This window comes from Metamycoplasma gateae (assembly GCF_036352135.1).
GTDB classification, from domain to species: domain Bacteria; phylum Bacillota_I; class Bacilli_A; order Mycoplasmatales; family Metamycoplasmataceae; genus Metamycoplasma; species Metamycoplasma gateae.
The window spans coordinates 40,331-57,010 of the sequence record NZ_CP143578.1 but is presented as its reverse complement, the minus strand read 5'-3'; the positions used below and the strand labels follow the sequence as shown (position 1 = coordinate 57,010).

The window sequence follows — 16,680 nt, the reverse complement described above, 5'->3', positions numbered from 1 at the left end:
CAAAGTTAAAGCTGAAAAAAGAGCAAAAAAATTAGCTAAAGAAAGAGCTCGTGATTTAAGAAGAGAAGCAAGAAAAGCACAATCTGAATAAATTTAACAATTAATAATTACGTATGAACTTAACAAAGGTTCATACGTTTTATTTTTTCAAGCTATATAAATAAATAATATCCTATTATTTAATATAATTTTATTGCTAACTAATCTAACAGTACTTATTGGAGAAATATTAAATATGAAAAAAAATAATATTAAAAAAAGCTTTATTTTTGGAATGATATTACCTTTTGTTCCTGCTTCTTTTTTAATTTCCTCAGCTTGCAATACTAAAACAAAACAAGATGAAAAAGAAATTCAATATCATGAAATAAAAAATGAAATAGCAACAAAGTTAAACAACATTAAAGATTCATCAAAAAAAGAACAATTTCAAAATGAATTCCTAAATTTATTTTCTTTAGAAGAAACAAAAAACTTTACAATTTTAATCGAGAAAGCAACACAACTTTTAAATAAAATAAATCAAGAAAATTCTACAAATGAAGATCAAGATAATGATGAGGAAAAAGAAACACCAAAACCAGAAAATGAAGATAATAGTACTACCGCTTCTGGATTTGCCCCAACAACATCATCTGGTTATGCTATTGAATATGATAGCTCAAATTCATTCTATAGTTCATTAAATGGATTAAGTGGAGAAACTCTAAGAAACGAACTCTTTAAAATACAAGTAGCTAATCGTGATAAAACAGGATCTTATGCAGCTCTACACGAAACATATAAAGATGCTTTTGTAGACAAATACTATGAAAATGACGGCACAGTACTAGATTTATATACAGAAATACCAAATGGAAAGGATAAACATACTTTTAGATTTGGACAATATAGAGATACAGGCAATCGTGAAGGAGCTGGAATGAATCGTGAACACATTATTGCACAATCATGATTTAGCAAACAAAGCCCGATGAGAAATGATGCACACCATGTATGACCTTCAGATAAATATGTTAATGCAATACACGGTAATTTTCCTTATGGTGAAACAAAAAATGGTGATGTAGTTTCAAGCAATGGATCAAAAATTGGAAATGGAATTGAAGATGGAAGAAAAGTATTTGAAGTCATTGATGAATTTAAAGGTGATATTGCAAGAGTATTTTTCTATTTTGCTTTAACATACGGTGATAAATCAATAGCAAACAATGAATCTGGTTCAAGAGTATTTGAATTTCAAAAAGGTAAATATAAGATAAAATCAAACTATTTAAAAACATATTTAAAATGAAATAAAAATGATGGAATTTCTCAATTTGATATCGATAGAAATAATGGTATTTTCAAACACCAAGGAAATAGAAATCCTTTCATAGATTACCCTGAATTGATCAAGGTTTATTTTGAAAACGACAACAGTTTTATTTTTAATAATAAAGGTGTTGGTAAGAAACTTATAAAAATAAATAATTAATTTTATTAGGGGAAATAATATAAAAAAATACGTTGAATATATTCAAAATAAAAACGAATTTGAGAATATGATAAACCACATTGCGAATATATGCAAAATTCCCTCAATAAGCGTTGAACAACTTGATAATAATTTACCTTTTGGATCTAATGCAAATGATGCATTAGATTTTGCTCTTAATTTAGCAAAATCATTTAATTTTGAAACTTATAAAGATAGTAAAAACAGATATGGATTTGCTCAAATTGGGCAAGGTAAAAAAATACTTGGCATTTTAGTTCATTTGGATGTTGTACCTGCGGGCGATGAAAAACAGTGAAAAACATCCGCCTTTGTCCCGGTTATAGCAGATGATAGAATTATTGCAAGAGGCAGTTTAGATGATAAGGGACCTGCAATAATAAATATGTATGCAATGAAATATATTCTAGATAATAATTTAATTAGTAATGATTGAACTATAAGAATTATTTTCGGCATTTCAGAAGAAACAACTATGAAATCAATGAAATATTATTTAGAAGATTTTGGGCACCCGGATGTTTCATATACACCCGATGGAGAATGACCTTTAATATTTGCTGAAAAATTAATATATCAAGCTAATTTTATTTTTAATAAAATAGATAACTTTGTAATAAATGGTGGAAGCGTAGCAAATCAAATTCCGGATAAAGTAACTTTTTCAATAAATGATGAGGTACAAACTATTTATGGGATAAGTGGACATGGTTCAACTCCGAACAAAGGTGAAAACGCAATAATTAAATCAATTAATGAAATTTTAAAAAACAAGGGTCATTTTATAAACTTTGATTTATTCAAGTTCATTCATAACAATTTCAAAAATAACGATTTTTCGATGCCGAGTGTATTTAAAAATTTTGAAGACTTCTCTGGAAAATTAACCGCTAATATAGGAATAATTAAAACAAATAGAAATTCTCATGTTATAACGACAGATTTTAGAGTGCCTGTTTCAAAGAGTATAAACGATGTATCAAAAGCAATACAAGAATACTTAACTTCAAATTTTAATAACGTGAAATTTGAAGTTTCAGGAACAAAAAATGCAATGTTTATGCCTGTGGATTCTAAATTAGTAAAACTATTGATAGATACATATAATGAGGGTATGAAAACAAATGAAATCCCAATAGCAATAGGTGGCGGAACATATGCTCGTATTGTTAAAAACTGCGTTGCATTTGGATCTACTAAATATATGCACGTAATGCATGGCCCAAACGAATTTTTCTTATTTGATGAAATAAAAAAATCACTTGAAATATATATTAACACGCTAATAAGAATACAAGAAGAGTTGTAATGAATGTTAGAATTGAAAAAATAATTAATAAATTTCTAAATATTTCTCGCAGTGAATGCAAAAAAGTGTTAAAAGATGGGAGAGTTTTAGTTAATAATAAAACAATATTAAAACCTATTACTATAAATACATGTAAAGACTTAATAACAATTGATGGTTTTGAGATAGATTATAAAGAGTATCAATATTATATTTTAAATAAACCCTCAGGTTATGTTTGTGCTAATTATGACAGAGTTAACGAAACGATATTTGACATTATTGATTTAAATCCTAATGAATATTTTTCATATGGAAGATTAGACAAAGATACAGAAGGTCTTTTGATAATTAGTAATGATGGAAAAATGGGTCATAGAATAATAAATTCAAAATACGAAATACCAAAGAGATATTATTTTGAAATAGACAAAGAAATTGATGAAAAAATAAAAACACATCATCCTAAGCCTATTTTAATTTCTAACAATTATCTTGTAAAAAAATATGATTTTGAATTCATCTCAAGTAAAACAGGATATATTACAATTTATGAAGGTAAATTTCACCAAGTAAAAGAAATGTTTAACTTCTTTGGATATAACGTCTTATTTTTAAAAAGGGTATCAATTGGTAAACTAATATTAGATAATAATCATAAAATTGGTGAATTAAAAGAAATTTCATTTGAAGATTTAGAAAAAATTTTTTAAAAAACTTTTTGGTTTTTTATTCTTTTTAAATTTAGATGATTAAAATAAAAAAACATTGAGATTATTCAATGTTTTTTTAATCTTCATTAAATGATGAATTATACATTTTTGTATAAAAACCGTTTTTAGATAACAGTTCTTTGTGTGTTCCACTTTCGACAATTTGCCCATCGTTTATAACTAAAATATTATCAGCGTTTAATATGGTTGAAAGACGGTGGGCTATGATGAATGATGTTTTATTTTTCATTAAGTTAATCATTGCGTTTTGAATGATTTTTTCTGTTCTTGTATCAATATTTGAAGTTGCTTCGTCAAGAATTAAAATATTTTTATTTGAAATTATTGCTCTTGTGATCGCTAACAATTGTCTTTCACCTTGTGATAAATTAGCACCACCTTCGGTTATTATTTCATTATATCCATTTTCTAATTTTTCGATAAATTCTTTTGCATGTGATATTTTAGTTGCTTCTATTATTTGTTCATCAGTGGCTTTTAAATTGCCATAACGTAAATTTTCCATTATTGATGTCTTAAATAAGAATGTATCTTGCAATACAATTGAAATCTGTTCTCTTCATGAGCTCTCATTAATTTCATTTGATTTAAAGCCGTCAATATATATTTCTCCGCTTATAGGATTATAAAATTTACTTAGTAAATTAATTATTGTGGTTTTTCCTGCACCTGTTGGACCAACAATTGCTATAACATCACCCTTTTTTGCTTTAAATGAAGCATTTTTAAGTTGTAAATTATTGGAATTATTTGAATATGAAAATGATACGTTCTTAAATTCAATATATCCCGAAATTTCATTGTTAATTACATCTAATTCTTGTTCATTTATTAATGGTTTAAGATTAATAACATTAAATAATCTAACTGATGAAACAGACATAATTTGAACTTGTGAAATATTTTCAAAAACTCTAACAACATTATTAGACATTATTCTTATATAAAGAACAAAAGACATAATTAATCCAGGACTAAATTCTTTATTTGAACCCGTTCCTATACCAGCAGTTGCAAACGAAGCTGCAATGATTACAATTATCAACTGCAACAAATTAGTAACGACAGTTCCATATGGCCACATAATTCCTGAATATAGATTTGCTTTTAGTGATGATTTATATAATTTATTATTTTTTTCATCAAACTTTTTATTTAATTCATCATTATAATCTAATGATCTAATTAAATGATGAGCAGATAAGCCTTCTTCAATAAATCCATTTATATTTGAAAGATTTTTTTGTCTTTTTTGAAATTGAGGCATAGATTTTTTCATCATTAAAAAGATAATTGATAAAAATAATGGGAATAACAAAATTGTAATAATTGATAGATATGCTGAATAATAAAACATAAAACCAAATGAAAATATTGTTATGGAAATTGTTGAAATTATCGTATTTAAATTACCAGCTAACCCAGTCGAAACATTATCGACGTCGTTTGTTAAAATCGACATTAATTCACCAGTGTTTAATGATTCAAAAAAAGAAATCGGCATTTTCATAATTGATTTATATGCATCGTGCCTAATTTTAGAAGAAGCTAATATCCCTGATTTTACTGCTAATTTATTAGAAATATGGGAAAAGAGTTGTTGAAAAAGGAAAAATGTTATTAGTAGAAAGAAATATCCTAAAAACTTAAATTCACTAAAATTTTCTTTCATTGTAGAAGGGTCAAAACCAAATAAAAAGTTATAACTTAAAAAGTTATCCATTATATAACCTAATAAAAATGTACCTGCTGATAAAAAAGCTGCTGATAATATTGAAAAAGTTATAATCCAAAAAACTATTCCTTTTCGATAATTTAAATAGGTTATTAATTGTTTAAAACCTTGCCACTTTAATTTTTTTTGCTCTCTTATAATTTTTCTTTTTTGTTCTTTAGAAAGATCTGATTTTAGTTTGTTTTTAAAAGGATCTAAACTATACATCTTGACCTCCTAATTGGGTTTTTGAAATCTCATAATACAATGGTGAATTTTTTAATAAAAATTCGTGGTTTCCAATTGCAGATAATTTTCCATTATCTAGCACAATAATTTGATCAGCATCTATAATCGATGATATTTTTTGAGCAATAATAATTGTTGTTAATTCATTTTTCTTAGCATCATTTTTTAGATTTTTCTTTATATTTGCCTCAGTTGTACCATCCAATGCAGAAGTTGAATCATCCAAAATTAAAATTTTAGGTTTTTTTATTAGTCCTTGAGCAATTGATAGACGTTGTTTTTGACCACCAGATAGATTAGTTCCTTTCGGTTTTATCTCAGCATTGATGTTATCTTTCATTTTAAATACAAAATCATATGCCGAAGAAGATTTTAAACAATCAATAATTTCTTCTTCTGTTGCATCTTTTTTTGCCATTAAAAGATTTTCTTTGATACTTCCACTCAATAATAATGGTTTTTGATAAACATGTGAAATCGAACTTCTTATAGATTTTGTATCTATTTTGGTAATGTCATTACCATCTATTTTTACAGTACCTGATGAAGCTTTAAAATCAAGGTTGATCAACTTAGCAATTGTACTTTTTCCTGAGCCTGTAACACCTAAAATTCCAAGTGTTTTTCCAGGTAAAACCTCGAAACTAATATCATCTAAAACGTTTTTTTCAGCATGCTCATGATATTTAAAAGAAACATGATCAAAAACTATGTGACCTTTTGAAATTTTTAAATCCGATTGTACATATTTGATATCTGGTTTTGTGTCGAATATTTCATTAATTTTTTTAGCTGAAACTATTGATTTTACAATTGAAAATATACTAAAAGTAGACATTATTATTCCAACCGTTATAAACATAACATAATTAGTAAATGTAGTTGCACTTGAAATAAGTTCTTTATATTCAGCTACGTTTGGATTATTCTTTCTTGCAATGTATCCAGTTGCAAGTAGAATAATAGCTGTAATCAAATTAGCAAATAAATTAACAAATGCAAATGCTAAATTGTAAGCATTTCAAGATTTTTTTGATGTTTTTTGTCAAGATTGATTTTGGTCTTGAAACTTTTTGTCTTGAATTTTTTCTAAATTATAAGATTTAATTACTTTAATACCCAAAATACTTTCTTGAGATTCGTTATTAATCCTTTCATACATTTTTTGCTCTCTTGAAAATATCGGTTTAATCAGCAATCCTGTAACAATCATTGTAATCATTAAAATAGGTACTAAAATTCCCAATGTTATTGAAAGTTGCAAATCTGTTAATAGTGCAAAAATTAATCCAAATATTAAATTAAATGGTCCAATGATACTCAACCTTAAAAAAAGATTTATTTCCATTTGAATTCTATTTATATCAATAGTAAATCTTGTAATAATTTTTGAATGTGTAAAATGTTCAATATCTTTTTCTGATAAATTCCCTAAATGTTCTCAAAGTTTTTGCCTTATCTGTTTTGCGCCTTTATTTGAAACATATGATGACAGCAACGAGCCGCCGAGAGTTGAAATGGTTCCTATAATTAAAGCTATTACAAAATAAATTGAAAAACTTTTTAAACTTTCGTTTATTGTACCTGAAACGGTAAACATCTTTAAAATAGTTACATTAACATAATCTGGAATTGGCAAATGAGGGTTTGAAACCATAAATGCCCTTTGAGCAATTAATGAGGAAATTTGTCCAATAAAAATTGGGATGAATAAAAATGCTATAACTTGAATTGTGGTTAAAAATAAAACTAAAAAAGATAGAAATCTAAGTTTTTTATCAATATATTTTAAAAGTTTAAACATATTCCCCTCCCTTTCTTTTTACAATAATCATTTATTATAACATTATTGTTATAATATTTTCTCCAAGCTAATATAAAAAAGACAAAGCTCATTATGCTAAGTCTTTATAGATTAATTGCTTCCTTTGCAATAAATTCTTCTTCTTGAGCTCTTATTACATATATCGGGATTAAACTATCGTTTGATGAAATAATTTTATATTCTGCAAAATTACTTCCAGCATTTTTTTCATCATCTATTTTTAGATTTATTAATTTAATTTTATTGATAACTTCTTTTCTTATTGATGAATCATTTTCACCAACACCAGCTGTAAAAACTATTGCATCAATTTTTCCATCTATTTTATTTAAGTATTGAATTAAATAATCAGCAATTCGTTGAGTGTATAAATCAATTGCAAAAGCAGCTTGACTATCTTGTTCCTTAACCTTTTGAACGTCTCTTAAATCTGAAGAAATTTGTGAAACTCCAAGCATTCCTGATTTTTCATTTAATGACTTAAATACTTCGTCAACACTCATGTTAGTGTTTTTCATTATATAAGGAATTATTGAAGCATCTATATCACCCGATCTTGTTCCCATCATTATACCAGCTAATGGGGTAAATCCCATTGTTGTATCTATTGATTTACTGTCTTCAATTGCACACAAACTTGCTCCATTACCAATATGTAAGCTTACTATGTTTACTTTATTTTTATTTAAAATTTCTTGACATTTTAAAGCTATAAAATTATGATTTAACCCATGGAAACCATATTTTCTAATTTTTAATTTATCAGTTAATTCTTTGTCTATTGGATATGTATATGATTTTTTAGGCAAGGTTTGGTGGAAAGATGTGTCGAAGTGCATAGACATCTTAGCATGTGGTAATAATGTTTTAAATGCTATAATAGCTTCAAGTGCTCCTGGGTTATGAACTGGTGCTAGATCAATTGATTCTTTTAATCATTCAATCTCTTGATTTGTTATTACTGAAGTTTTTTGTAAATTCGGACCACCGTTTACAACTCTAAATGCAACCTTTGAAATCTCATTAAAATCTTTTATTATTCCATGTTGTTCTCATTGAATAACAAGTTGCTTAACTGTATCTAGAAATGTAGGAAGAGGCATATTATAATCTTCAGTTTTGCCTTTATAAGAAAGAGTTAAGATACCCTCTTTCATTTTTATACGTTGTGCAACTCCTTTTGCCTCGATATTTAATGTGCTATTAAATAATGTTCACTTAATAGAACTAGAACCTGCATTAATTACTAAAATCTTGCTCATGTTTTAACTCCTAATTAAAATATGTAATATAAATTTATTTTAAAAATTATATTATAAACAGGCATAAACAAATTATTAAAAAAGAAATAAAAAAAGCAACGACCTATTTTCCCTTTTGGTATCGTCGGCACTGAAGGTCTTAACTGCTGAGTTCGGAATGGAATCAGGTGGAACCCCTTCGTTATGGTTGCTACGTTTAATATTATACAGAAAAAAAATTTTATTTTATTTTTTTAAAAAAAATTTTTTGATTAGAAATTAAGAATATAGAACATGTTTGATCGCTTATGTTTCAACACTGATTATTGTTGTTTTTTTATAATATATGTAAATTCAAAAAATATAACTATCTTGCTATAGTTTGATTTATTTTATTTAAAAGTTGCTACTTATTTTTATTTTTAGAGTCGTATTTATGGACCTTATTTTTAAGCTTTATTAATGTGTGATTCAATGATGATCTAGACTTATAAATATTTTTTTGTGCAAGTAATTCAACTAAATCTACAAGACTGCTATCTAAATTTGCTTTTTTGATTTTAAAAAACTGTAATTCTTCTTTAGTAAATAAATTTGTTAGTTTATTTTTAATGATGAAATCATAGTTTGCTAAAAATAGTGTATTTGCATTTGCTATTCGTTGTTGATTGTATATGTCAAAGTTTGTAATTCTATTTATATTATTAAAATAATCACGTTCAATTTTATATTCTTCTAATTGATAATACGAATTAATTGCCTCAATAGCTTTTAAAAAATCACATATATTTTCTATTTTTTTAAGATAAATTAAAAATTTATTATCTCTTCTTAGAAGCTTGAATTCTAGATCATAATTATTTAAAGTAATTAAACATTCTAAGGCTTTATCGAAGCTATAAAATTTAAGTTCTAAATGGTTTGAAGCACTTTCAAACGAAGAAATTGAGCCAGATGCTAAAAATATTCCTGAAAAATAGTCTCTCTCATATTTAATATTTATATTTTTAAAAGTAGATAAATCGATAATTAAGTCATTTCTTCTTCTACTATCATGTTTTATTTGAAATTCATCTAATAAATTAATAATATATTTAGATAAAATTTTGTTATTAAAAATTAATTTTGCGACATTTTTTTCAATATTGGCAGTAGCAAAAACACCACTTAATAAATTCAGTTTTTCCTGTCTTGTAAGTGGTCTATTTATTAATTCTTGCTTTATTTCTTGTGTAAATGTTTTATCCATTGATTAATTACCTTATTATTTGGTTATATTATATTAACATAATTTATACTATAAAAATTAAAATAAAAAATTACGCTCGTTTGTAAGCATAATTTTTATTTTTATTTATTTTAAATCTTTTAATTGAGGGAATAAAAGAATGTCTCTAATTGAATCATTTTGAGTTAATAACATCACTAAACGGTCAATACCTATTCCACAACCACCTGTAGGAGGTAACCCATATTCTAAAGCATTAACAAAATCTCAATCAATTTCATTTGCTTCTTCGTTACCGTTTTCTCTTTCATCTAGTTGAGCTTCAAATCTTTCCAATTGATCAATAGGGTCTGATAATTCAGTAAACATATTTGCAAATTCTTTTGTTCCAATGAATAATTCAGCTCTTTGTGTAAATCTTTCATCATCTAATTCTTTAAAAGCAAGAGGACTAATTTCAATTGGATGACCATAAACAAAAGTAGGTTGTATTAATGTGTCTTCAATATATTTTTCAAACAAATCATTAATTACATGTCCTAATTTATAGTATTTTTCTGTTTTAATGCCATGTTGTTTAGCTAACTCAAGAGCTTGTTCATCATTTAATTTTCTAACATCAACACCGATTTTTGAAGAAACTGCATCAACCATATTTATTTTTGCAAATGGATATTTAAATTCGATATCATAACCATTAAATTTAACTTTATCAATTCCTAATTTTTGAGTTAAATGTTTAAATACACCTTCTGTTCTTTCCATCATACCTCACATGTCTGAGTATGCTTCATAAAACTCTATTGAGGTAAATTCTGGGTTATGTGTGCTATCCACACCTTCATTTCTAAAAATACGTCCAATTTCATAAACTCTTTCCAAACCACCAACAATACATTTTTTAAGTGGTAATTCAGTTGCGATTCTTAAATAAAAATCACGGTCTAATGCATTGTAAAATGTAATAAATGGTCTTGCTGCAGCACCGCCTAAAATAGGTTGTAATACAGGTGTATCAACTTCTAAATAATCTAAATTATCAAAAAACTCTCTAACGCCTTTTATGATTTTTGTTCTTAAAATAAATGTTTTTTTAGAATTTTCATTAACTATTGTATCAACATAACGATGTCTTCTTCTTTCTTCTGGATCAACTAATCCGTGGTATTTATCAGGAAGAGGTTTTAAAGCTTTTGTTAATAAAATCACACTTTTTGCTTTAACCATTAAAGCTTCTGTATGAGTTTTTGAAACTAGCCCGGCAACACTAACTATATCTCCTAAGTCTAATTGTTTTAAAACTTCTAACGAAACTTCATCTAATGTTTTTTTATCAACATAAATTTGCATACTTCCGTCTCTATCTTGTAAAACAATAAATGGGCCACGTTGAGCAATAACTCTACCATTAAAAATTACTTCTTTTTTAGCTTCGTCAATTTCTTCTCTTGTTTTTGTTGAATATAATGATTCAAGTTCTTTTGATGAGGTAGTTGGTTTAATTGTTGAATTGAAAGCTCTAATTTGTTTGTCAGCTAATAAAGAAATTTTGTTTCTTCTAATTTGTTCTTGTTCTGAATATTTTCTTTCCATATTTAATCCTTTTATTATCCTTTTAAACTTATCTTATTTTAATCATAATAAGGAATGATGTGAATATGTGTTCTAAAAATTGCTTGTCCAGCTGATTCGTTATTATTTATTATTAATTTAAATCCAGAAGCATTCAGTTTTTCCATTTGACTAACTGCTAATTCTCTTGCTTTTGAAATTAATTTTAATAATTCTTCTTCTTCAATATCATATAAGTTTTCTGAGAACTCTTTAGGTGTTACAAGAAAGTGCCCTTTTTCAACTGGATCAATATCTAAGAAGGCTATAACATCTGCATCTTCATAAATAATAGTTGCAGGAATCTCACGATCTATTATCCTTTGGAATGTATCTTTTTCCATATTTATTAAATTAATCCTTCCACTTTAAATAGTTCTAAGACTACATCATTTAGGTTTGATAGTTTAAATCCTAGATTATCTAAAATATATTTGTTAGCTTCTCTAAATAAAGAAGTTCCCTTAGATACAACTATGTAATTTGCTAATATATTTTGCTGATCTTCTTCTTTTCATGGAGTATTTTCAAATGTTAAAATTCTTTTTGTAATCTCTTCGCCTTTTAAGTTCTTAGTTTTATTTTCAAGGTGAAGAGGAGCTATTTTAACAACATATGAAGCTTCAATTTTATTGTTTTTTATCATATCAATAAATGAAGGTAATTTATCTAAGTTGTAATCATTTGAATCAGTTTGATCAACAAATTCTTTATCTTTATATTCAAGATCGGTGCTGAATTCGTATGTATGTCTTGCACCTAGCTCTTTTATACTCAAATTAATTTTAGCTCTTAAAAGCTGACCACTAAAAGTAATTGAATCTATAACCTCAAATTGCATAGTGTAGCTATTAGAATCTAAGGTTACAGTTTTGGTGAATAATCTTTGATTTGAATTATCTCTTGTTAGTCCTTCAAATTCAATATCCGCAGCAGTTAATGATTTTATTTTTTCTTCATCAGTTTGTTTGTTTTTTAATTCTGCTGAAGCTTTTAATTTTGGTAATTTTTGTTCTTGTTTTAGAATTTTTGCAAATTTGAAATAATCTTGATCTAAAACTTTTTTAGTTGATGGATCGACAAAACCAAAAATTGGTGACTTAGCTTTTTGTATTGAATATAATGTATTTGATAAATCTCCTGATACCTCAGTGTTGGCTTGTATTCCCGAAAATGCTCTCAATGTTTTTAATACATCCGCCCCTTCAGAAGTTCCAGTTTTTAATAAGTATTCTGGATTTTTGGCTACAGGGTTATAATCATATTGTTGTGATTTATTTGGATTATAGCTAGCTAAATTATTAAAATCCTCAAATGTAGAAACATTAGCTTTTCCAACTCTTAAATTCATGTCTTTTTCATCTGTAAATGATCATTTTTGAATTAACGGATTTTCAATAATATATTTAACTAAATAAAGATTTGAGCTTGTTAAATCTAAAGATTCATAAATATCTTTTTTTATTTTTGTCGTTGAATCTTTTTTCATTTCCTCTTCTAAACTAACTTGATATTTATCTAAACCATGTTCATTCAATGTAAGAGTTTTATATTCTTCTCTTGATTTTAATAGGTATAGTTTTGATACTAATAGTTTTTCTAATTCTAATCTAATATTTGAACTTAAAAACTTTGAATTTTTCATTAAAAAGATGAATTCATCTTCGTTTGGTAAATTTTCTGGAGCAGGATTGTAATTTGCTGTATCAATATTAAGTTTAATTAATTCGTGTTTTAGATTTCAAAATAGTTGAGGGTTGCCTTCTAATAATTTTGTGGCGTAGTATTTAAAAATATCATATAAATCTTTGTGTAATTTATTTTCTTTGTTTTCAATTGCGTTCAATATCTTATCTTTTTCATTAATGTTAGTTAAATCATTTGCATAAAATTTTTCTAAGTAACTATCAATAACAGAAAGTATTAGTTGATTTTTAGAACTTTGTTGTTTTAGAAATCCTGTTTGATATCCAGGGGTTTCTTTTTTAGAAGATCCTTCATTGTTTCCACAAGAGACAAGAATAGGAGCTAATAATGATGAAAGTGGTAATAATGAAGTGAATATTTTAGTAGATTTTTTCATATTATTGTCCTCCTTCGTTTTCAATATGTTTATCTTCTAATACGTACTTAACAATAATGTCGAATAAGTATGGAATAATATCTTGATTTGTGTGTGGTGTAATTTTAAATTTATTCGTGTTATTATCAAATGTAAAATCAGCAACTAAATTTTGATCGATTTGTTTCTTGATAAATTCTTTTATTTGTCCATATTTGTTATTTACAATAGTTGTTTTGTTTGTTTGTTCAAGAGTTTTTATGTATTCTAAAGCTCCACTTAAATCTTGATCTTCAAAATTCTTTTCTTTATCTGAATCGATTGGAGTGAATTTCTTCTCTTTTAAATAAGTTTTAAAGTCTTCTTTAGATAAAAGATCGTTAATTTGATATGAAGAATTTAAGATTTCATTAAATATGGTATTTAAATCAAATAACTCCGATGTAAATGTATTTTTATAATTTGCTTTTGATTTAATTGCTAAATCTTTAACTATTAATTTTTGAATTGAATCAACTGAACTAAATTTATGTAAATTTTGAATTAATATACCTTTAGAATTTACAGTTACAAAGTTATCTCCAACTTTATAAATTGCATTAACCTTGTTCCCTTCAACATCTTTAGTAAATGTGTCTTTAAATGCATTTCCAAATAATTTGTTAAACTCTTTTTCTTCTAGGTTGTTAATGATTTTTTCTACTTCGTTGTTATATTTAGAATATTCTTCAACATAATTATCAGTTTTATTCTTAGTTTGTGGTTCAGAAGTTAAGGCTTGTTCTAATTTATTTTTAAATTCATTTTCTAATTTATCAAAATCTGGTGTAGATTTTAAGGCTCCAATTATGTTTGTTTTTAAATCCTTGAATAAATCAGCTTTTTCAGTATATTTATAAATTCCAGTGCTTTCAGTTGCATCACCTAATAAAATTGATAGCAACGATAAATAAGATGATGGGTCTGCTGTTGAAATCGTTTGTTCTAAGTTTACAAAACCTTTTGAACCAAATTTAGATGAATTTGATTTATCTGCCGATAGATATTCAATTAATTTTTTATCATTTGTTGCTACTTTTTCATCTTGTTCTGTTATTTGATCTTCTTTAATTAGTGTACTAAACCCTTTAAATTCTTTTAGTCCATCAATCGCTGCTTTAATTTTAACTTGGGTTTCATCTTCAATATATGAAGAGAATTTTAGTAAATTAATAATTTCAGTTTTTGAAACGATTCAAGGTTTTTCTGCTCCTGTTTGATCTTGATGAGCTGAAAGTGAAAATTCAGATAAAATAGCTTGTTTTTTAGAAATTCAAGGTTGAATAAATCTTTCAGGATCCTTAAATTCCTTAATGAATGATTTAGTAACAAACATTGGTATTTTAATCGATGACTGTGATGATGTTTGTGATTCGATTGAATCTTCTGTAGGTAAAACATAGTTTTTGTTTTCTTTTGCAAAATCTAATATTATTTTTTCACCTTTTGATGCTATTGTAACTTTTTTGCCCTTATATTCATAGAAAACATCTTTGTTAGCAACAATACCATTTTTTAATTCATCATATGTTCAATCGGTATTAACTTCTGTCTTGTATCTGCGGTAAGCATGTTTGTTTACCTCGATATTAACTCTATATTCTAAAGCTTGAGTTTCATTCTTTGATGATCCTCAATCAGATCTTGAAAGTGCTTCTAAAAACTTTTCTTCTCATTTTTTTTCTAAGCCATATTGCTTTTGATATTGTTTTTTAAGATCATCAATTTCTTTTTGAACTCTTTCTTTAATTTTGTCAATCGAATCTAGAGCAAAGGTTTTTTCATCAACTTTTGCTTTATTTGCATTATAAACAGCTTGGTATCACAATGAGGCTTCATATTCTTTTTCGTATAAAAAGTTAGCAATATTTTTTTCTATTGCTTCAAATATATTTTTGTTCTTATTTGTTAAAGTAGGGGTTTTATCAACATCACCGTAATCAATTTTTTTAGAAGTTCCGTCAGGTAATTCAATTTCTAGGATTGTACTGTCTTTTTCTAAAATAGGGGTTGGTTTAGGTAATGCTTTTGATGCTTGAACAAGAGGAATCCCTATTCCCGCTGCTAAAGCTGCAGAAATAGCAGTTGCTCAGAAAGTTCCTCAAAGAACTTTTCTTCTTTTAGCTTTTTGTTCAGTTGTTTTAGTTTTTTTGATTTTTTCTGACATATATGCCTTTCATAACAATATTGAATAACATTGAAAAATTTATATTATTCATATTTATTTAAATAAATAAGAATATAAACATAATTTTACCACTTTTTTAATATATTTATTTTATCAAAACAATATTGTAAAAAACGTCTAATTTTAAGAAGAAAAATTAATTTAATTATCAACAAATTGCAAAAAAAATAAAAAAAATTAATGATATCTATTATTACAATATAATTTCTATATGACTAAAATTTTTCAATTTAAAAATACCATTCTAGCCGAATTTATTGAGATTTGCAACAAAAATTCTTTATGGTATAGTTTGGATAATTATTCATTATTATCATTAGTAAATGATTTGGAATATTGAAATGAAACAGATCATCATGAAGTTTTTATGACATTTGAATCTTATGAAAAATTAAAGAATTTATATCCAAATAAGGTTTTAGATTCGGTTAAATATTCTGATTATTTTTCTTTGCAAAATAAATTTGTCTATGATATTTTTAAAATAAATGATGATTGTCCCTTTATAAATATAAATATAATCATTCCTAGCTCAATTTCAAGAATTAAAAAATTTTTCAAAAATAAAAATAAAATTAAGTCATTCTCACAATTTTATTCAACGATTAATTACACAAATATACCTAAAATTAAAAACAAAATTACATTATCTAAATTTGTAAAGCCCTTTTTAAAATCTATAAATTATAAGGATATTAATGAATATTTATACGATGAAAAATATGAAGGTTTTATCATAACATCACCAATAATTAATAACTCATTTTTAAAAAAATGATTAACCAATACCGATTTTCATTTAAGAATTTTTGAAAAAGATGGAATGAAGATTAATGTTATTAATGAGTATAAAAACTATTTAAAAAATGTCTATGGAAATAAATGAAATGAGATTAAAAACATCGAAATAGACAAAAGATATATTAATGTAAAAAATATTATTAAATATGAAGCATTTGATGAAAAAGAAAATTAAAGCCCTATTATATACTGGGCTTTAATT

12 protein-coding genes and 1 rRNA gene are annotated in these 16,680 nt (G+C 25.8%); 4 read left to right on the top strand and 9 right to left on the bottom strand.

The genetic code is table 4. From position 1 onward, the window contains the following. Positions 1-235: 235 nt before the first annotated feature. From V2E26_RS00225 to V2E26_RS00215, 3 genes are all read left to right on the top strand, one after another. Positions 236-1,477, top strand: coding sequence for an endonuclease (locus V2E26_RS00225; RefSeq protein WP_330463463.1), 1,242 nt, complete (start codon positions 236-238; stop codon positions 1,475-1,477). 67 nt (positions 1,478-1,544) lie between these two features. Beyond that, complete coding sequence (locus V2E26_RS00220; RefSeq protein ID WP_330463462.1) at positions 1,545-2,807, top strand: M20/M25/M40 family metallo-hydrolase; 1,263 nt, start codon at positions 1,545-1,547, stop codon at positions 2,805-2,807. Beyond that, positions 2,807-3,499: a pseudouridine synthase gene (locus V2E26_RS00215; RefSeq protein ID WP_330463461.1), complete on the top strand. Its 693-nt coding sequence runs from the start codon at positions 2,807-2,809 to the stop codon at positions 3,497-3,499. The genes V2E26_RS00220 and V2E26_RS00215 overlap by 1 nt, the downstream gene beginning before the upstream one ends. Before the next feature lie 76 nt (positions 3,500-3,575). Here the strand turns inward: V2E26_RS00215 and V2E26_RS00210 are convergent, their stop codons facing one another. From V2E26_RS00210 to V2E26_RS00170, 9 genes are all read right to left on the bottom strand, one after another. Then, complete coding sequence (locus V2E26_RS00210) at positions 3,576-5,462, bottom strand: ABC transporter ATP-binding protein (RefSeq protein WP_330463460.1); 1,887 nt, start codon at positions 5,460-5,462, stop codon at positions 3,576-3,578. Beyond that, the gene (locus V2E26_RS00205; protein ID WP_330463459.1) at positions 5,455-7,287 is read right to left on the bottom strand and encodes an ABC transporter ATP-binding protein; all 1,833 of its coding nucleotides are present in this window, start codon (positions 7,285-7,287) and stop codon (positions 5,455-5,457) included. The genes V2E26_RS00210 and V2E26_RS00205 overlap by 8 nt, the downstream gene beginning before the upstream one ends. A gap of 104 nt (positions 7,288-7,391) precedes the next feature. Further along, positions 7,392-8,570 (bottom strand): acetate/propionate family kinase, encoded by a 1,179-nt coding sequence (locus V2E26_RS00200; RefSeq protein ID WP_330463458.1) that lies wholly within the window; start codon positions 8,568-8,570, stop codon positions 7,392-7,394. Positions 8,571-8,660: 90 nt separating this feature from the next. Continuing rightward, positions 8,661-8,765, bottom strand: a 5S ribosomal RNA gene (gene rrf, locus V2E26_RS00195). Positions 8,766-8,955: 190 nt separating this feature from the next. Continuing rightward, complete coding sequence (gene whiA / locus V2E26_RS00190) at positions 8,956-9,798, bottom strand: DNA-binding protein WhiA (RefSeq protein WP_330463457.1); 843 nt, start codon at positions 9,796-9,798, stop codon at positions 8,956-8,958. A gap of 105 nt (positions 9,799-9,903) precedes the next feature. Beyond that, a complete protein-coding gene (gene lysS / locus V2E26_RS00185; protein ID WP_330463456.1) occupies positions 9,904-11,370 on the bottom strand; it encodes a lysine--tRNA ligase in 1,467 nt (488 codons plus the stop codon). Between the two features lie 38 nt (positions 11,371-11,408). Next, the gene (hinT, locus tag V2E26_RS00180) at positions 11,409-11,732 is read right to left on the bottom strand and encodes a histidine triad protein HinT (RefSeq protein WP_407942409.1); all 324 of its coding nucleotides are present in this window, start codon (positions 11,730-11,732) and stop codon (positions 11,409-11,411) included. A 5-nt stretch (positions 11,733-11,737) separates the two neighbouring features. Next, entirely contained in the window at positions 11,738-13,471 is a 1,734-nt protein-coding gene (locus V2E26_RS00175) for a HinT-interacting membrane complex lipoprotein P60 (RefSeq protein WP_330463455.1), read from the bottom strand. A 1-nt stretch (position 13,472) separates the two neighbouring features. Continuing rightward, positions 13,473-15,656, bottom strand: a complete 2,184-nt coding sequence (locus tag V2E26_RS00170; RefSeq protein ID WP_330463454.1) for a HinT-interacting membrane complex protein P80 — start codon at positions 15,654-15,656, stop codon at positions 13,473-13,475. A gap of 232 nt (positions 15,657-15,888) precedes the next feature. Between V2E26_RS00170 and V2E26_RS00165 the strand changes: the two genes are divergently transcribed. Beyond that, positions 15,889-16,653 carry a hypothetical protein gene (locus V2E26_RS00165; protein WP_330463453.1) on the top strand — a complete coding sequence of 255 codons (765 nt, stop codon included), beginning with the start codon at positions 15,889-15,891 and terminating at the stop codon, positions 16,651-16,653. The last annotated feature ends 27 nt before the right edge of the window (positions 16,654-16,680 follow it).